This is a genomic window from Qipengyuania sp. B-5 (assembly GCF_056857815.1).
In genome coordinates this window covers 1-18937 of the sequence record NZ_JBSXNU010000050.1, presented here as the reverse complement: position 1 = coordinate 18937, position 18937 = coordinate 1, and the positions used below count along the sequence as shown (strand labels likewise).

Sequence of the window (18937 nt, the reverse complement as noted above, 5' to 3'; positions counted from 1 at the left end):
CCTATGCCGCCACGCCCTGGATACCGGCAACGATCGAAGCCGCCCCGAAGAGGATGAACACGCCGATTATGACCGTCGCGCCGAAACGCCAGTTCAGGCGGCCGGTGAGCATCATGAAGCCCACGGCCGCGACGGCCATGACGGCAACCGCAGTAGCGACATTGCCTAAAAGAGTGCCCTGCAGCCAGCCCAGTGCATTGACGATCGGGCCCGAACCGGCAGGATCCTGCTGGACCTGCGCCATGGCGGCGGTGGGACTGAGAAGGGCGGCAAGAACCGCCAACTTGGCGAAAAGCGATTTCAAAATTGTCTACTCCCGTGAGTGATCTGCAAGGCGCCCCATTATGGCGGCCACGTAATTCTGCGTTTCCCGAATGCGCGGGATGCCTTTGGCCCGCTCCACCCTGCCCGGACCGGCGTTGTAAGCGGCAAGCGCCTTTTCCAGATCCCCGTCGAACCTGTCGAGCTGCTCCCGCAGATACCGCGCCCCGCCCTCGAGATTGGCAAAAGGATCGCGGGGATCCACGCCTAGATCGCGCGCCGTCCCCGGCATCAACTGGGCCAAACCCTGTGCGCCCACGGGCGAAACCGCCTCATGCCGCCAGCGGCTTTCCTGCCATACCATGGCTTCTATCAAAGAGGCGCTGAGATCGAAACGCGCGGCGAGTTCCGCCACCTTCGCCCGGTATGGCTCTGGAACGCCCGCCGCATGTTGCGCCGGGTCGCCGACGATATTTTCGGGAACGAAGATTTCAGCCGGGACTTCTGCAATCGGAGCATCGTAATCGGCGCTCATCATATGCGCAGGAGCAACCGCGGCCTGCCCGCCAGCTACCCAGCGCGCGCCGTCCGCATCAATCTCCATGACATCCGCCTTCGCCGGGAAGGCGGTCAGCGCCATACAGGCCAATCCTGCAAGCGGCGCCAAGTGTGCGCGAATCATAGTCGGACACCCTCCGTGCGACCCCACTGGCCACCCTACATGACATTGGGGTGACAGAAAGCTGATTATGCCAGAATTTCCTCGGGCTGCATAGAAGAAGGCCCGCCTTTCCCTAACGGTAAAGACGGGCCCAGTTGGAGATTCCTCGGTAACTGCTTTGTTTTAGCGCACTGCAAGCGCCTCGTAATCGGCGAACTGGCCGTCATCCAGCATGGCGAGACCGCGGCGCGCAAGGACGCGGGAATCGATCCAGTTGCCGGTCGCGGTCTCCAACTCGAGGCGGTCGGCATTGCGCGCCGCGGCGGCAAAGCTCTGCCTGGCCGCATCGTACTCACCCAGTCGTGCAAGAGCGATCGCATGATTGATCTGTCGCGCCGGATCGTCGGCCGGCAAACTCCTGCAATTCTCGATCGCTTCGAGCGCAGCACGGTCTTGTCCGGCGGCGAGTTCTTCATATCCGATATCGTACTGCGCATCGGGCGCGGACACGATCATCACAGGCCCTTCGGCAGCGAATAGCAACATAGTTGCAGCCAACACAGACATAGTCGTTCTCCCAAACTTGTAGGGAATAACTACGCCCCAGCAGGCTCGACTGCAACAAAACCGTAACATTGTCACATTTTTGAAATGTACGCATCCGGTCTCGGAATCTGTTGAAACTGCAACATAACGGTCACGAAGCGACATAAACTGTCACACGCAGCCCCTAGCTGGCGAGTCGCGATCAACGAATTCGCATTTCGAAATTCTCGACTCATCCGGTTTTTTGAGGGGACCGCATCCGTGACCAATTTCCACCGCTCGCTCATTCTTGGCACTTCCGCACTGGCCCTTGCCGGTTGCGGCGCCGATGAAATCGTTTCACCCGGCACCGGCGGCGACGTCATCATCAATCCCGGCGGCGGCGGTACGCCCACGCCGACTCCGACCCCTACTCCGCCTTCTTCCGAGGTAACGCCGGCAGCTGGCTGCCCGACCATCAGCGATCCCGTAGGTCTGACCGATAGCGGCACCATCTCTGGCCCGACCGGTGAATATCGCGTGTGCACGATGCCCGCGCAATTCACCGCAAGCTCCACCCTGCCTTACATCGAAGGTCTGCTTTACCGCATGAACGGCCGCGTCGATGTCGGCGCCGACGGGGGACCGGCTCCTGACGATAGCGACGGCCTGTCCGATACCAATGTCCAGTTGACGATAGAGCCGGGTGTGATCGTCTACGCTTCCGGTTCGAGCTTCCTGAACGTCAACCGCGGCAATACCATCCAGGCGAACGGCACTGCCGACCGTCCGATCATCTTCACCAGCCGCGACAACGTGCAGGGCCTCAATACCGACAGCTCGTCAGGCCAGTGGGGCGGCGTCGTACTTTCGGGCCGCGCACCGGTTACCGACTGTATCGCTTCCGGTGCAGTTCCCGGTTCGGTCAACTGCGAGCGCCAGGTCGAAGGCGCAGCCCAGCCCGCCATCTTCGGCGGCGCGACGCCGGACGACAGTTCCGGCAGCATGAGCTACGTGCAGATCCGCTATTCCGGCTTCGTCCTTTCGGGTGACAGCGAACTTCAATCGCTGACCACCGGCGGCACCGGCTCGGGCACCGAACTGAGCCACATCATGAGCTTCAACAGCTCGGATGACGGCATCGAGCTCTTTGGTGGCCGCGTAAACCTTTCCAACCTGATCGTGGTCGGCGCGGAAGACGACTCAATCGACACCGACACGGGCGTCAAAGCCAATCTGCAGTATGTCATCGCCGTCCAGCGTCCTGGCGCCGGCGATACGATCATCGAATCGGACTCGGACAACGCCTTCAACGACAGCACGCCGCGCCAGAACACGCGCATCTCGAATGCCACCTTCGTTCACCAGAAAGCCGATGATCAGGCTATCCGCATCCGCGGCTTCGCCGACTATTCGATCGCCAATTCGGTTCTCGTTTCGAACCAGGGCACGGCCTGCCTGCGCGTCGACGGACAGGAAGAACTCTTCCGCGCTGCCAACGCCTCGATCGATGAAGCCGGTCCGGTCGCTTTCGACAGCTTCGTGCTCGACTGCGAAACTCCGTTCCGTGACGGTTCGGGCTCTACCGCAGCCGAAATGGAGAGTGTCTTCGATAACGGCACCAACAACAACTCGGCCTTCACGAACACTCTTTCGATGCTGTTCCTGAACGGCTCCAACGAAGACGCTGTACCGGTCTTCGACGTCACCGCTTGGGGATCCTTCTTCGAACTGCCGGAGCGGATTGGCGCAGTATTCGCCGAAAATGCCGATTGGGTGAACGGCTGGACCTGCACCTCCGCAACGGTGACGTTCGACAGCTCCACCTCGGCCTGCACCAGCCTGCCGGTCTACGACTGATTGCAAGCAAAATGAGCGGGGGCGCGCGCCGCGCGTCCCCGCTCACTCACTCGATTGATACGCTTTCGACCTGATCTGAGGGGGTCACTCACATGTCATCCGGCAAGCAGCTAACCGCACTGCTCCTGCTCTCCACCGCCCTGACCTTCCCAAGTGCCGCATTTGCGCAGAGCACGGGGGCAGAAGGTCCGCCGCCGACCGAAGACGAAGTTCCCGACGAGGAACTGACCGACAATGTCGATGCAGCCAGTGAGGCCGTTCCTGGCGATATTGTCGAGGAGGAAGCGCAGCCCGACATCTCCGTTCCGGGCGGCACCATCGTGGTCACGGGTCGCCGCACGCGCGACGTGACGCGGGCTTCCCCGCAAGTGGTAACGGTGCTCGACACGGAAACCATCGCACGCACAGGCGAAGGCGATATTGCCGGCGCCCTGGGCCGTGTGACCGGCCTTTCGCAGCAGGCCAACGGACTCGTATATGTCCGCGGACTGGGTGATCGCTATTCGCTGGCACTGCTGAACGGCCTGCCCCTTCCGTCGCCGCAGCCGCTGAGCCGCGTCGTCCCCCTGGACATCTTTCCGACCAGCGTGGTCGCGTCCAGCCTTGTCCAGAAGACCTATTCGGCAAACTTTCCGGGTGAATTCGGTGGTGGCGTGATCAACCTGACCACTCGCGCGATCCCGACCGAAAGCTTCCTTACCGTCAGCGGCTCTCTCAGCGGCGATACCGAAACCACTTTCGGGCCCGGTTATACCTATTTCGGCGGCGACTGGGACTGGACCGGCTTCGACCAGGGACGCCGAGACATTTCGAACTACGGCGCGCTGCAAGGCTTCTTCGACAGTGGAGCGCGGCTCAATGACCAAGGCGTCGATACCGCCGGCATCCTCAAGGATATCAACGATCCCAATCTGTACCTTCTCCAGAAGATCGGCGACCTGCCGACCAATTTCAGTGCAGGTGTGACCGCAGGCACATCATTCGACGTGGGCTCTGACGGGATGCTGGGGATCATCGCCACCGGTTCGATCAGCAACAAATGGCGCAACCGCTTCATCACCAAGCAGACTGCCGTAAACGAAGAGCTCGAACTCGACACAGACTTTCGCGAGTTCGTCACCGACAACCGCGTTCTCGTCAACGGCCTCCTTGGTTTCGGCTTCGAAATCGCCGAGCACAAATTCCGTTTCACGAATCTCTATATCCACGACACGCTCAAGCGTGCAGCTCTCGAAGAAGGGACGGATTTGCAGGATGGCGACGACGCGCTCATCCAGGATACCGCATGGTTCGAACGGCAACTGTTCAACAGCCAGTTCGTCGGCGAGATGGAATTCGGCAATCTGTCGATCGATCTGCGCGGAGGCTACGCCCAGACGAAGCGCGAGGCGCCCTTCGAATGGACCTTTGAATATGTGCGTACGAACAACGAGAACGACCCATACGGCGATCTCTATCTCAATACGCTCGACCCCCAGCGCGGTGGTGCGATCGTCAGCTTCTCGGACCTGACCGAAGATTTGTGGTATGGCGGCGCTGACATCAGCTACGCTTTCAACGACTGGTTGAACGCGACGGTCGGTTACGCCTACACCGATATCGACCGCTTCTCGACGCGTCGTGAATTCGATATTCGCGCTTCCTCGGGCTTTCCCGAAGGTTTCGGCGCGTTCCGCCCCGACAACCTTCTCGGCGATGCGCTGATCGATTTCGCCTTCGATCGCGACGCTCAGGAAGCAGGCGGGATCGGCCCATACGAGCTCATCATTTTCGAAACCACCCAATCCGATCCGGCCTTCGCCGCCGCACTCGAAATTCACGCGGGCTACGGCAAGGTAAACCTGCGTCCGTTCGATCGGCTCACGCTCGATGTCGGCGTGCGCTACGAGGACGCGGTCCAGTCGGTCGAAGCAGTCGAAGTGTTTGCCGAACCGCTCGGTTCGACCAGCGGCACACTGCTGGAAAACAGCTATTGGCTGCCAGGCGGCACGCTGACCTGGGAGGCGACCGACAGTCTGCAGTTCCGTGCCAGCGCTTCGAAGACCATCGCCCGCCCCCAATTCCGCGAGCTGATCTTCCAGACCTATTTCGATCCGGAAACCAACCGCCAGTTCAACGGCAATCCGCGTCTCATCGACAGCGAACTGACGAATTACGAGGCACGCCTCGAATATTACATGGGCGGCGGCAGCCGCGCGAGCGTGGCGGGCTTTTACAAGGACATCGAAAACCCGATCGAGGTCTTCACCAGTTTCTCTGACAACGAAATCGTCAGCGGCTTCGCCAATGCTCCGAAGGCCGAACTGTATGGTGCGGAAGCCGAGTTCCAGTATAACTACGATCTCGTAGATCTGGGCGGATGGTTCGATAGCCAACAGCTGGTGGCGATCGCCAACTACACCTACACCCAATCGGAGATATCGGTTGGCCCCGACGACATCGCGCGAGTATTCCCTTTCGCGGATCAGCCGGCGACCAACTTCTTCGACGACGGCGTGCCGCTCACCGGACAGTCGGATCATCTGGTCAACCTGCAGCTCGGCTTGGAGGATCTAGACCGGCTGAGCCAGTTCACGCTGCTGCTGAAATACGCTAGCGAGCGTATCACCAGCCGCGGCGCGGGACCGCTTCCCGATATCATCGAGGAACCGGGTTTCACGCTGGACTTCGTGGTGCGCCAGGGCTTCGAGCTTTCCGGCAAGGAAGTCGAACTCAAGTTCGAGGCGCGGAACCTGACCGGCCAGGGCCATGAGGAATTCCAGACCAACGGCACCAACCGGATCGAAATCAACAGCTATGACGTGGGCCGCAGCTTTAGCTTGGGCGCGTCGATAAAGTTCTGAAGACTATCCCTCGGAGAGACTACAAGGGCCGCCCCTATGGAGCGGCCCTTTTTTGTCGGTCGATGGGAGAATCAGTGGCTATCGTAGACGTAGCCCAGCGATCGCACTGTGCGGATCGGATCACCCGCCCCCACGTCGCGCAGCGCGCGCCGTAGGCGGCCGATCCATACATCCACCGTGCGTTCGTCGATCGGCGGTTCCTGCTTGCCTAGCCCGTCGATCAACTCGTTCCGGCTGAGCACACGGTCGGCGTTCTCGGCAAAGAAACGCAGCAGGCGGAATTCATTGGGACGAAGCGAGATGGGCTTCGTCTGCCAGCGGGCCTGTAATGCAGGGAGATCGATTTCCAGATCGCCCAGCTGGAACGGGCGTGTGGAAACAGTGGTCGCACGTCCGGTGCCCAGCGCCAGGACACGGTCGAGGATATTCGTCCGCTCGACCGGCCCCACCATGTAATCGTCGGCACCCGCAGCAAGGGCGCGGCGCTTGTCTTCCTGGTCGCAAGTCTCGAGGACGATGGTGATATGCGCGTCGGACGTGCGCGGGTCAGCTCGCAGACGGCGGCACATTTCCAGTCCGGACATCTCGTTCATCACCCAGTCGATGAAGGCGCAGACCGGTCCTTCGAGTAAACGCTGCGGCCCGGCACCAGTCAGCCGGTCGAACACATAGCGCGCATCGCCATGATCGAAATCGGCGAAGTCTGCAGCCTCTTCGTCGGTCATCAATATCGTAATCACGTTCACGGGCGAGCGTCCCCTGATCCCTGTCTCGGGGATCAGCGATGGCGCAGCGATATGACTGGTGTGTGACCGTCCGATGCGGTTTGTAACAGTCGCCGATCAGCCGTTCGACCCTCAGTCAAAACCCTCAGGCATTCTGGAAACCGGCAAGGCGCTTCGTGATAATCTCTTCGGCCTCGGCCATGATGGAATCTATCAGTTCCTTGCAGGTCGGAATGTCGTTGATGAGGCCTGCCACCATGCCGCAGGACCATGCGCCTGCATCCATGTCGCCCTCCATCATGATGCGTGGATATACGCCAGCGACCTGTTCGATAATGTCCTCGAACTTGAGGTCTGCGCCCTTCTCCTTTTCGATACGCAGCAATTCCTCGACCGCATCGTTTGTCATCACCCGCTCCGTATTGCGCAATGGCCGCATGACAAGGCGCGTGTCGAGTTCGCTTGCCGCAACGATCGCCTTCTTCACATTCTCATGTACCGGGGCCTCCTGCGTCGCGATGAAGCGCGTGCCCATGTTCATTCCGTCCGCACCCATGGCAAGGCTGGCAACCAGGCTGCGCCCATCAGCCATGCCCCCGCTGGCGACAAAGGGGATTTCCAACTCGTCCGCCGCGCGCGGAAGCAGGATCATGTTCGGGATATCGTCTTCGCCCGGATGGCCGCCGCATTCGAAGCCGTCGACGCTCACTGCATCGCAGCCGATAGACTGGGCCTTCAGGCTGTGGCGCACGCTGGTGCATTTGTGGATCACCTTGACCCCGGCATCCTTGAAAAAGGGCAGGACCTGGGCGGGGTTGTTGCCCGCGGTCTCCACGATCTTCACGCCCCCTTCGATAATCGTCCGCACGAGGCCCGGATAATCGGGGGCGTTGACAGTAGGCAGGAAAGTCAGGTTCACGCCGAAAGGCTTGTCGGTCATGTCCTTGCAGCGCGCGATCTCGTTGGCGAGTTTTTCGGGCGTGCCTTGCGTGAGGCCGGTGATGATGCCGAGGCCACCCGCATTGGAGACAGCCGCCGCCAGTTCCGCAAAACCGACATAATGCATTCCGCCCTGGATAATCGGATGCTCGATGCCGAACATTTCGGTGATGCGGGTCTTCATGGCGGCTCTCCCTCTGGTTGCGTTTCGCAACCGGTATCGACGGGCGAGAGCCGAGTCTAGCGCTTCGCGATCCGCGCCAGCGTCTCGAGCAGTTCGGCGCCGCGTTCCGTAAGGGAAAGGCCGCTGCCGCTTTCCTCGGCGAGGCCTTCACGCTCCAGATCGGCGCCCGTCGGTGAACGCATGATCCGTCCGTACCGGCCTCCGTGATAGATCAGCGGCTCTGCCTCGCGCCGGTCGAAATCGACCACTTCGCCCAGGAAAATGGCGTGATCTCCCCCTTCGTATTCGAAGCGGGCACGGCAACCGAAGCGGGCGGCACTGCCTTCGATCAGGGGCGCACCTTCCGGCCCATCGGCGAGCGAGAGACCGTCGAATTTGTCGACACCCGGAGTCGCGAAGCGATCGGACATGGCCTGCTGATCGGCTGCCAGCACGTGCACCGCCCAATTCTCCGCATCGCGGAAAACCGGCAGGCTTCGTGAATGCAAGGAGAGGCTCCACAGCACCATTGGCGGATCGAGGCTGACTGAATTGAAGCTGTTCGCCGTCAGTCCGACGGGACGGCCCTCTCCGTCGCGGGCGGTAACGATAGTCACGCCGGTCGCGAAAGAGCCGAGGGCGCTGCGGAAGGCCGTGGGGTCGAACATGCAGTATGAGCGCTAGAGCCGCCTCCGCCCAAGGGCAAGCGTTACGCGGCTACGGCGGCCCGGCAATATTTCTCCAGATACTGCTGGTGGCTCGGCATTCGCTGGACCAGCCACTGGATCGACTTCTCCATCTCGTCGATCTCTTTGACGGAACTGTCGGCAACGCTATCAGCCATCGGACTGGTGCCCTCCATCTGTATGCCCTGCCCCATCATCACGGCAGCCCAGCTGGTGGTGGTGAAGAGTTCGTCCTCCTCGCGGAATATCTGCCCGTTCGCCTTGAATATCTCGATCTTCTCGGTGAGCGTGTCCGGCACATCCATCGTGCGGCAGTAATTCCAGAATTCGGAATCGTCGCGCCTGGTGGCCTTGTAGTGCAGGACGAGAAAATCGCGGATCTTCTCGTATTCCTTCGTCGCCAGACGATTGTAAGTGCTTGCCTGCGCTTCGTTCACACCATCGAGCGAAAGGGTGGCGATCAGCTTGTTCACGCCGGTATTGATGAGGTGGATCGAAGTGCTCTCGAGCGGCTCCATAAAGCCCGATGCCAGGCCCAGCGCGACGACGTTCCTGTTCCAGAATTTCTTCCGGCGACCCGTCACGAACCGCAAATGATTGGGTTCGGCGGTAGGTTTCCCCGCGAGGTTCGCGACCAGTATATCGTGCGCCTCATCGGCCTCCATGAACTGGCTGCAATAGACATGGCCATTGCCGTTGCGATGCTGGAGAGGCACTTGCCACTGCCAGCCCGCCTTATGCGCAATCGCACGTGTAAAGGGTGGCGGCGGCGAACCGTCGTCGCGATTGCAAGGCAAGGCCACGGCCCGGTCGCAGGGGAGGTAATGGGTCCAGTCTTCATAGCCCGTTTCAAGCGCCTGTTCGATCAACACACCGCGAAAGCCGGTGCAATCGACAAAGAAATCGCCCTCGATGCGGGTACCACTATCCAGCGTTAGCCCGGTGACGAAGCCTGTCTCGCCATCGAGGGCCACGTCCTTTACGATGCCCTCTTTCCGAACAACACCGCGCTTCTCCGCATATTTACGCAAATACTGCGCGTAGGCAGTCGCATTGATGTGGTAGGCATAGTTCATCGGAGGAAGATCCTCGCGTGCGTAATCTTCGCTGCGGGAGAACTTGCCGAAATGGGCCGCCATGGTTTCGAGGTTGAATAGCTGAAGCGGCCGCTTGTCGCCGCGCTGGCGCAATTTGTGCCACACCTGGTGGAAACCGATACCGCCGATGTCGTAACCGTAATTGCCGAACGGGTGGATGTAGCTTTCGCCGACCTGGCCCCAGTTCACGAACTGGATACCCAGTTTGAACGTGCCCTGCACTTCGGAAAGAAATTCCCGCTCGTCTATGTCGAGCACCCGGTTGAAACCGACAAATGGAGGAATCGTCGCCTCGCCCACGCCGACCGTCCCGATCATCTCGGATTCCACGACGGTAATCCTGAGATCCCGCCCGTCGCGAATTCGCGAAAGAGCCGCAGCAGCCATCCATCCGGCCGTTCCGCCGCCGACGATTACGATATGTTCGATTGCCATGCCTCTCCCCATGCCAGCGATGATCACCTGTTACCATAGGGTCACGCTTGTTGAGAACGTTCATATTATATCTTGAGAACGCTCACAACCCGCGATATGTTTCAAACTGATTGCAGGATTCGTTCTGCCAAAATTGCAGGGTGAACCCTGCAGAAAAGCTTGGGATCAGGGAGGATTCATGTCTCGTAAAACGACAGGCGTCGTAGCATTTTCGCGCACCGCCGCACTCACCACCGCATCGGGGCTCGCGCTCGTGGCGTCGCAGCCTGCTTTTGCACAGGACACCGACGACACCATCAACGAGGAATCGGCTGGCGGCACGCCGGAAGAGCTCGATGATGAAAACGTCATTATCGTCACCGGCTTCGCCCAGTCGCTGAAAACCGCGCAGAGCATCAAGGAGCGTGCCGACACTGTCGTCGACGTCATCACCGCCGAAGATATCGGCGCCCTGCCCGACCGTTCTGTCGCAGAAACGCTGCAGCGCGTGCCCGGCGTGAATATCGGTCGCTTCGAAAAGACTTCCGACCCGACCCGGTTCTCGGTCGAAGGTACCGGGGTCATCATCCGCGGCCTTCCCTATGTGCGCTCGGAGCTTAACGGACGCGACATTTTTTCGGCCAATGGCGGTATTGCGCTGAGCTTCGAAGATGTGTCGCCCGAGCTGGTGGGTCGTGTTGAAGTCTTCAAGAACACCACTGCCGACATGATCGAGGGCCAGATTTCGGGTCTCGTCAATCTCGTCACCCGCAAGCCGCTCGATAATCCCGGCCTCAACATCGCGGGATCGATCGAAGCCAACTATGGTGACCTTCGCCAAGAATGGTCGCCGACTTTTAACATTTTGGCATCGGACACCTTCGACACCGCTGCCGGCACCTTCGGGCTGCAGCTGAGCTATTCGAATTCGGCGCTCAAGAGCCGTACCGATGCCTCGCAGCTAGTCGATTACTGCTATCGCCCCTCCGACCTAAGCAGCGGCTGCATTCGCGCGCAAGCAGTCGATTCCGGGGGCTTTCAGGGGGACGTCCTGCTCGGTCCCGACGAGTTCCCGCCAGCCGACACGGTTCTGGTTCCCCAGTTCGCCAACGTCCGTTCGACCACCCTGGATCGTGACCGCCAGGCCTATTCGGTCGTCGGCCAGTTCGAAACGCTCGACGGTCGCCTGCTGATGACCGCCGAGTATCTGCGCTCGGATACCAGCTTCTTCACCTCAGAGTACGCTCTTCTTGGTCGTATCGACGATGGCATTGCGACCAACCAGCCGCGTCCGGGCACGACCTACGAGTTTGATGCCAATGGCAATTTCGTGAGCGGCGTTCTCACTCAGAACGTGGGCGACCCATACGCGAACCCGCTTGGTATCGGCGGAATCCCGCTCGATGCGCTGCGCTTCCTGCGTGACACCGATAGCACAACCGAGGACTACTCGTTCGACATCGAGGCGGAATTCACCGATCGTTTCCGCGCCAAATTCGAGGCGCAGCACGTCTCCTCCGAACTGACCCGCGACTCAGTGTTCGGCGCAACGAGCACTTGGGCCGACATTGCAATCGACCTGAGCGGCGAAACGCCGGACATCCAGTTCCTTCAGCCGTCGGGACCGCTTCCGGCCGATGTTCCGCAGGATTATTTCGGTAGCGGGTATTACACCTACTACTGGTTCGCTCTGGACAGCCGCGAGCGCAATGATGGCAATCTGTTTAGCCTGTCAGGCGATTTCGAATACGACATCAGCGACGAAGGCTTCCTCAAGAAGGCGCGCTTCGGTGCACGCTGGGCGGCACGCGACCGCGTGAACCGCAACACCAACTTCAGCACCTGGGGTAATCTGTCGGCGCCTTGGACCGGTCGTGCAAACTGTTTACCTTGGGGCCAAAACCCGTCGACCTTCGAGCCGTGCACTTTCGAGCCGGGCCGCTTCTACACGGGCCTGCCGGGCCAGGAGGGCGCAATTGGCGGCGGTGCCTATGTCGACGAATTCCCGAACTTTGCGCAAGTGCGCTCGCCTTTTGCGGACAATTTCCAGCGCGGCGAAACATCGACTCCGATCGAAGGCGGGTCGGCGTTTTTCTTCGGCGGCGACGATTTCCTCGGAGAATACCTGGCCGGGACGACCGACCAGCAGGTGGCCGCAATCAACGATTTTTCCGGGTCTGGTCCTTTCGGCGTTGCTACCTACGGCGTGAACAATCGCTCCCGTACCCTGCTTGATGGTACGGTGGTTCAGTGTGATCCATTCTGTCCGGGTGAAATCTCCGATGTGACCGAGATCACAAATGCGGCTTACGGCCGCCTCGATTTCGGAACCGATTTCGGGGGCTGGACCATGTCGGGCAATATTGGTGTTCGGTATGTCGAGACCAAAGTCGGCAACGATTCGACAATTGCCTTCCCTGACCCAGCGCAATTCGATGCGGTGGCCAATGGCGGGAATGGCGACGGGATCGTTCAACCGACGGAGATCTCGGTTCCGTGTGCTGCAATTCCCGACGGCGAAGGCAGGCCGGATTATTGTGATCTCACAGGCGACCGTTTGAATCAGTTCGCTGCGCTGTACACCGGCGAGCTGATCTCGGACACGCGCGACATCACCTTCGATCACTGGCTGCCGTCGCTGAACGTGCGGTTCGATAACGGCGATGGCATCGTGATCCGCGGTGCTGTTTCCAAGGGTATCTCGCGTCCCGACCTGAACTTGTTCAACGCCGGCGGCACGCTTGCGTTCAGCGGCAACGTCGAATCAGGACCGCTGCTCCAATTGCAGACCGGCAATCGTAACCTGCGTCCGGTAGAATCTTGGAATTACGATCTCAGCGCGGAATGGTACTTCGACGAGGTCGGCTCGCTTACGCTTGCGCTGTTCATGAAGGATATCGAGGGTATCGTGCAGAACGGCGTCGGGCTGGTGAATTACTCCGCTCCCGATGCCGGGTCGCAGGACGTGGTCATCCGTGGTCCGGCGAACGATATTTCCGGCACGCTGAAGGGGTTGGAACTTGCTCACCAGCAGGTGTACGATTTCCTGCCAGGCCTCCTTTCGGGCCTCGGAACGCAGTTCTCCTACACCTATGTCGACGCCTCGGACTTCCCGAACCCGAATATCTCAGGCATCGGTTCGCCCTCGGTCAATTCGAGCGGTGGTCCGGTCAACAACGGTCCGTTCGTCGCCGGCACGCCGCTGCAGGGTGTTTCCGAGCATACCATCAACGCCACGGTTTTCTATGAGCGTGGTCCGTTCTCGGCACGTGCTGCGTACAACTGGCGTAGCGATTTCTTGGTCACAACGCGGGACGATCTCTTCCCGTTCTCGCCGATCTTCCAAGAAGCCGGCGGCCAGCTCGACGGGTCGATCTTCTACACGGTCAACGAGAACATCAAACTCGGCGTCCAGGGCGTCAACCTGCTCGACGAAGTGACCAAGCTGTCGACCAAGGTCGATTACAACGGGACGCGCCCGATCAGCGCGGCCTTCCGCAACGACCGCCGCTACACCTTCATCGCCCGCTTCAACTTCTAAGCGGGTCTGGGAGGCCGGAAAAGTTACGGGCCTCGTTTTAGCGGCCGGGGCCCGTATTCGTATGTAATGCCCGGATTTGTGGACCTTCTCGGTGGCGGGACACCGCTCTCGCGGATAGGCTGGGACAGCCAGAAGACGGGAATTTCTAGAGGGTTTTGGACATGGCACGGCGGCGCCAGTCGGTGACGATCAAGCATGTGGCCGCGGATGCGGGGGTTTCCCTGCAGACGGTCAGCCGCGTCATTAACAATGGCCCGAATGTCCGCGCTGAGATGAAAGAGCGGGTGCAGGCAAGCATCGACAAGCTCGGCTATGTTCCTTCCATTGCCGCGCAGCGGATGAGCGGTTCGCGATCATACATTATCCTCGCAATCAACGATCGCGAGCTGACGATTGCCGATTGGCGCGCTCGCGAGGGCCGCGACTGGGTCGACCAGATGCTGCTGGGAGGAATGCTCACCTGCGCGGAGCACGGTTATCGAATGCTGATCGAGCTTGTCGACACTCATAACGACCATGTCGAACGCGAACTCGGCGCGGCCATCGCGGCCCTCCAGCCGGATGGCGTCATCCTTACTCCTCCGAACTCCGAAAACTCGCTCATAACCGACCTGCTCGCCGAGCGCGGCATACCGTTTGCGAGGATCGGTTCGAAGCGGGAAGGTCCCGGCATCGCGATGACGATGGGCGACACGCACAATGCGCGTCTCGCCACGGATCATCTGATCGAATTGGGTCACGAGCGCATCGGTTTCATTGCAGGCTCCGAGGATTTCAGCCTTTCGGAGTGGCGGATCGAAGGCTGGCAGCAGGAAATGGAGAAGCGTGGGCTGTCGCACGAGGGCCTTTTCGAAAGAGGGGATTTCGGTTTCGAGAGCGGTGCCGAAGCTGCAAGAAAACTCCTCGATCGGGAACGGCCCCCAACTGCAATCATCGCCAGTAGCGATCAGATGGCCCTGGCCACGCTCGAAGTGGCACGCGATCGCGGCCTGGACATACCGGGCGACCTTTCGCTGATCAGCTTCGATAATTCGCCTATCGTGCGCTTTACCCAGCCCGCCCTGACAGCGATCGACCAGCCTATCGCTGCCACGACTTCCCGTGCAGTCGAGCTCCTGATCGGAGCGCGCAAAACGAAGCCTGCAGAGCATCCCATCTCACTCAAGGGCGAACTTGTGGTACGCGGATCCACTGCGCAGGCTCCTGTTCGTGGCGCAAGCTGAGTCCGGTTCTCCCCAGCACCAATCGCTGCGTTTCTTGTGGCTCTATGCTCTCGCCGTGGCCGGCGGGGCAGTATCCTATGTTCCTTTTCTGACGCTTCTCCTGCCGGTCCGCGTGACGGATCTGGCCGGAAGTGAAACGATCACCTATCTGGCATATATCGCCTTCGCCGGGGCGATTGCGGCCAGCATCGCGAATATCGGCTTCGGTTGGGCCAGCGATCGCACCGGTAGGCGGATCCCGTGGATATTGGGGGGCCTACTCCTCTCGTGCCTATTGCTGGTCTCCGTAAGCGAGGCAGAGACACCGGCACACCTCATCAGCCTCATTGTGGTGTGGCAGCTTGCGCTGAACATGATGCTCGCCCCGCTTACGGCGTGGGCCGGGGATGTCGTGCCCGACGCACAGAAGGGCCTGCTCGGAGGGCTGCTGGCTTTCGCCCCTGCCCTGGGTGCCGCCGCCGGTGCGCTGGTGACCATTCCGGGCTTGGCCAATCCGGACGGGCGGTTGATCCTTGTCGCGCTTCTGGTCGCGGGCATGGTCCTGCCCGTCGTGCTCTTCGGCAAGCCGGTTCCGATGCCGCACCTTATGTCCTCGGGGGCCGAAATTCCCGGGTCGCGGCGAACATTCAAGCGCGGTGCCGTCTCCAGGATGTGGCTGGCGCGATTGCTGGTGCAGATCGCCGAAGCGGCGCTATTCGCTTACCTCCTGATCTGGTTCGTCAGCATCGACGAAAACTTTACCGACAATGACACGGCGCGGATATTCGCGGTAGTCCTGGGCCTGTCCGTGCCGCTGGCGCTTCTCGCAGGGAGATGGTCGGACCGGCGCGATCGGCCGATCCTCCCGCTCGCGATAGGCGCAGGCATAGGAACCGGGGGGCTGCTCATCATGGCTCTGGCACAGGACCTCGCCGGGGCCATCGCCGGCTATGTTGTGTTCGGCCTGTCGACCGGCGTCTTCCTTGCGCTGCATTCCAGCCAGACCCTGCGCGTGCTGCCGCGCCCGGAAACGCGGGGCCGCGATCTCGGGCTGTTCAATCTCACCAACACCATGCCGAGCCTGATTATGCCGTGGCTGACGATCATGTTGGTCCCGCTATTCGGCTTTGCCGGACTCTTCGTCGCCCTTGCGGCTCTGGCAGCGATTGCGACCGCCTTGCTGGTGACGATGCCCCGCTCGAACTAGTCGCTTGATTTTGCCCGCGCCTCATGGCAACCCTCAAGATTGATAACGTTCTCAAAGGGACGCGAAGGGATGATGGATATGAAGGCGTTTTGGATGGCGACTGCCGCTGCGGTGCTCCTGGGAGGCTGCAGCACGGTTCCGGGCGGGATGGAAACACCATCGGAGGCGGTCGCGCCATCAAGCGAAGACGCTCGCGTAGCCGACCTGGTCTCGCGCATGAGTGTCGAGCGCAAGGTCGCCCAGCTTATCCAGCCGCAGATCAACAGTTTTACGGCAGAGGATATGCGTCGATATCGTTTCGGCAGCTATCTCAACGGCGGCAATGGCGGGCCCTATGGCGATGAATTCGCCGAAGCATCCGAATGGCTCAGGCTGGCGGACGAGATGTATCTCGCCTCGGTCGCACCCATGGAAAATGGCGAGCCGGTCATCCCGACCATGTGGGGCACCGATGCCGTCCACGGTCACACAAATGTCGTGCGAGCTACGGTCTTCCCGCACAACATCGGGCTTGGCGCGACCCGCGATCCCGATCTGATCCGCCGCATCGGCGAAGCGACAGCCGTCGAGATCGAGGTTACGGGCATCGACTGGAACTTCTCGCCCACCGTCGCCGTGGCGCGGGATGATCGCTGGGGCCGCACCTACGAAAGCTATTCCGAAGATCCTGCCATCGTGGCCCCCCTTGGGGCTGCCCTCGTCGAGGGTCTGCAGGGCCGCAAGGGCGATCCCGACCGCCTCGGGGCTGGTCATGTCATTGCCACGGCCAAGCACTTCTTCGGTGATGGCGGGACAGACAAGGGCGTCGACCAGGGCGAGGTCACCGGCGACATCGAAGCGCTGAAGAAAGTGCATGCCGCCCCCTACCCCGCCGCTATCGATGCCGGCGTGGAAGCGGTCATGGCCAGCTTCAACTCGATCAACGGCCGCAAGATGCACGGCAACGAGGCGCTGCTGACCGGTGTCCTGCGCGATGAGCTGGGCTTCGACGGCCTGGTCGTCGGCGACTGGAACGGCCACGGACAGGTTGCGGGATGCACCAATACCGACTGCCCGCAGTCACTGCTGGCGGGGCTCGACATCTACATGGTGCCCGACGAATGGAAGGGCCTGCTCGAAACCACCGTGGCGCAGGTGAACGACGGCACCATCCCGATGGCAAAGCTGGACGAGGCCGTGAGCCGTGTGCTGCGCGTGAAAATGCGCGCCGGCCTGCTCGATGAATTCGTCCAGCCATCGAACCGTCCCAATGCGGGCGATTACGAGCTGCTCGGTTCGCCCGAACATCGAGCGATTGCGCGCGAGGCGGTCGCCAAGTCGCAGGTCCTGCTCAAGAACAACGGTGTGCTTCCGCTGAGGGGCGGAGCGAACATTCTGGTTGCCGGCACTGCCGCAGACGATATCGCGCAGGCATCGGGCGGCTGGACGCTGACCTGGCAAGGCGGCGGCGAACTCGACAACAGCTATTTCCCGGGCGCCATCTCGATCTGGAGCGGCCTCGAAGCCGCAGTCGAAGAAAGCGGCGGGCAGGCCACGCTGTCGGTCGACGGCAGTTATTCGGCCAAGCCCGATGTCGCCGTCGTGGTGTTTGGCGAGGAACCCTATGCGGAATTCGCAGGCGACCGGAAGCATCTCGGTTTCTCGGATGAGGAAGGCCTTGGCCTTCTCCGCAAGTTCAAGGCCGAAGGCGTGCCCACGGTTGCCGTGTTCCTTTCCGGCCGCCCGATGTGGGTCAATCGCGAGCTCAACGCCGCCGATGCATTCGTGGCGTCCTGGCTTCCAGGCAGCGAAGGTGCAGGGATTGCCGATGTCCTGACCGGCGCGCAGCCTGCCACCGGCAAGCTCGGCTTCAGCTGGCCTGCGACCTGCGACTTCGGTCCGCTCAACGGGCCGGACGGCGCTCTCTTCCCGGTGGGATACGGGCGTTCGCTGGACGACACGGCCGCCCTGCCCATGCTCGATGAAACCTGCGACGCCCTGCTCGCGGGGGCGAGTTCGGAATGGTTCGTGAACGGCCGGTTCGAAGCCGGCATCTCCGCCAGCGCCAGCGGCACCGATCTCCCGAACCTTCGCGGATCCGCCGCGGGAGTCAGCGTGCGCGGCATCGACAGGAATGCCCAGGAAGATTCGCGCGAAATCACCTTCTCGCCCGGATCCTCCCTCACCATCGCGCAGGAAGGCGAAGGCGCGGGAGCGTACCGCATCGTCTACCGCGTGAAGCAGCGGCCGGTCCAGCCGGTCACGCTCGCAACGGGCACCGCTACCATCGACCTGACCCAGCCGCTTTCGGTCGCCGCAGAGAAAGACTGGCGCGAAATGATCATTACGCAGGAATGCGCGGCCGGACTGGGCGACAGCCTGACCTTCACCAGCGCGGGCACATTCAGCTTCGACATCGCCACGATCACGCGTGAGGAACTGGCCGAAGGAACGGATTGCTCGTTCTGATCGGCATTCGTATTCGTTTTGTATGAAAGCGAAAGGCTGGCACACACAGCGGCGCAACAATACCCGGGCAATACAGGATCGCGCCGGGACTTGGGAGGACAATCGAAATGGCACTTGCACCGGACGTCGCGTCGAGCACGGATCCACATCCGATCGAAGCGGAAGACAACGGCATCCATGCGCCGGGGCTGAACTACTTCGTCTTCGGCCTGTTCTTCATCTTCGGCGGCATCACCTCGCTCAACGATGTGCTGATCCCCAAGCTGAAGGAGCTGTTCACGCTCAACTACACCCAGGCCATGCTGGTGCAGTTCTGCTTCTTCACCGCCTATCTCGTGATCGGCATTCCCGGCGCCAAGCTGGTC

The 18937-nt window shown here is 61.0% G+C and carries 13 protein-coding genes and 1 pseudogene; 7 read left to right on the top strand and 7 right to left on the bottom strand.

Annotation, left to right across the window (positions count from 1 at the left end; genetic code table 11):
* Position 1 precedes the first annotated feature (1 nt).
* The 3 genes from AC13CE_RS09985 to AC13CE_RS09975 all read right to left on the bottom strand — a co-directional run bounded on the left by AC13CE_RS09985 (position 2) and on the right by AC13CE_RS09975 (position 1468).
* The gene (locus tag AC13CE_RS09985; protein WP_221539545.1) at positions 2 to 304 is read right to left on the bottom strand and encodes a TrbC/VirB2 family protein; all 303 of its coding nucleotides are present in this window, start codon (positions 302 to 304) and stop codon (positions 2 to 4) included.
* A gap of 6 nt (positions 305 to 310) precedes the next feature.
* Positions 311 to 943, bottom strand: a complete 633-nt coding sequence (locus AC13CE_RS09980; protein WP_482972257.1) for a lytic transglycosylase domain-containing protein — start codon at positions 941 to 943, stop codon at positions 311 to 313.
* 162 nt (positions 944 to 1105) lie between these two features.
* The gene (locus AC13CE_RS09975) at positions 1106 to 1468 is read right to left on the bottom strand and encodes a hypothetical protein (RefSeq protein WP_221539546.1); all 363 of its coding nucleotides are present in this window, start codon (positions 1466 to 1468) and stop codon (positions 1106 to 1108) included.
* 261 nt (positions 1469 to 1729) lie between these two features.
* Between AC13CE_RS09975 and AC13CE_RS09970 the strand changes: the two genes are divergently transcribed.
* Both AC13CE_RS09970 and AC13CE_RS09965 read left to right on the top strand, forming a co-directional pair.
* Positions 1730 to 3307 (top strand): hypothetical protein, encoded by a 1578-nt coding sequence (locus AC13CE_RS09970; RefSeq protein ID WP_473822523.1) that lies wholly within the window; start codon positions 1730 to 1732, stop codon positions 3305 to 3307.
* Positions 3308 to 3399: 92 nt separating this feature from the next.
* A complete protein-coding gene (locus tag AC13CE_RS09965) occupies positions 3400 to 6150 on the top strand; it encodes a TonB-dependent receptor domain-containing protein (protein ID WP_482972256.1) in 2751 nt (916 codons plus the stop codon).
* A gap of 71 nt (positions 6151 to 6221) precedes the next feature.
* On the opposite strand, the gene AC13CE_RS09960 is transcribed toward AC13CE_RS09965, so the two are convergent.
* The 4 genes from AC13CE_RS09960 to AC13CE_RS09945 form a co-directional block, all read right to left on the bottom strand.
* Positions 6222 to 6896, bottom strand: coding sequence for a response regulator transcription factor (locus AC13CE_RS09960; protein WP_482972255.1), 675 nt, complete (start codon positions 6894 to 6896; stop codon positions 6222 to 6224).
* Between the two features lie 124 nt (positions 6897 to 7020).
* A complete protein-coding gene (locus AC13CE_RS09955; protein ID WP_482972254.1) occupies positions 7021 to 7998 on the bottom strand; it encodes an NAD(P)H-dependent flavin oxidoreductase in 978 nt (325 codons plus the stop codon).
* A 56-nt stretch (positions 7999 to 8054) separates the two neighbouring features.
* A complete protein-coding gene (locus tag AC13CE_RS09950; RefSeq protein ID WP_482972253.1) occupies positions 8055 to 8645 on the bottom strand; it encodes a flavin reductase family protein in 591 nt (196 codons plus the stop codon).
* A gap of 41 nt (positions 8646 to 8686) precedes the next feature.
* A complete protein-coding gene (locus AC13CE_RS09945) occupies positions 8687 to 10195 on the bottom strand; it encodes a tryptophan halogenase family protein (RefSeq protein ID WP_482972252.1) in 1509 nt (502 codons plus the stop codon).
* A gap of 178 nt (positions 10196 to 10373) precedes the next feature.
* On the opposite strand from AC13CE_RS09945, the gene AC13CE_RS09940 reads away from it, so the two are divergent.
* The 5 genes and pseudogenes from AC13CE_RS09940 to AC13CE_RS09920 form a co-directional block, all read left to right on the top strand.
* Positions 10374 to 13715: a TonB-dependent receptor gene (locus AC13CE_RS09940; RefSeq protein ID WP_482972251.1), complete on the top strand. Its 3342-nt coding sequence runs from the start codon at positions 10374 to 10376 to the stop codon at positions 13713 to 13715.
* A gap of 161 nt (positions 13716 to 13876) precedes the next feature.
* Complete coding sequence (locus tag AC13CE_RS09935; protein WP_482972250.1) at positions 13877 to 14938, top strand: LacI family DNA-binding transcriptional regulator; 1062 nt, start codon at positions 13877 to 13879, stop codon at positions 14936 to 14938.
* Positions 14925 to 16124 (top strand): MFS transporter, encoded by a 1200-nt coding sequence (locus tag AC13CE_RS09930; RefSeq protein WP_482972249.1) that lies wholly within the window; start codon positions 14925 to 14927, stop codon positions 16122 to 16124. The genes AC13CE_RS09935 and AC13CE_RS09930 overlap by 14 nt, the downstream gene beginning before the upstream one ends.
* A 78-nt stretch (positions 16125 to 16202) precedes the next feature.
* Positions 16203 to 18572 carry a glycoside hydrolase family 3 protein gene (locus AC13CE_RS09925; RefSeq protein ID WP_482972248.1) on the top strand — a complete coding sequence of 790 codons (2370 nt, stop codon included), beginning with the start codon at positions 16203 to 16205 and terminating at the stop codon, positions 18570 to 18572.
* A gap of 107 nt (positions 18573 to 18679) precedes the next feature.
* A pseudogene (locus AC13CE_RS09920) lies at positions 18680 to 18937 on the top strand (glucose/galactose MFS transporter); the annotation flags it as partial.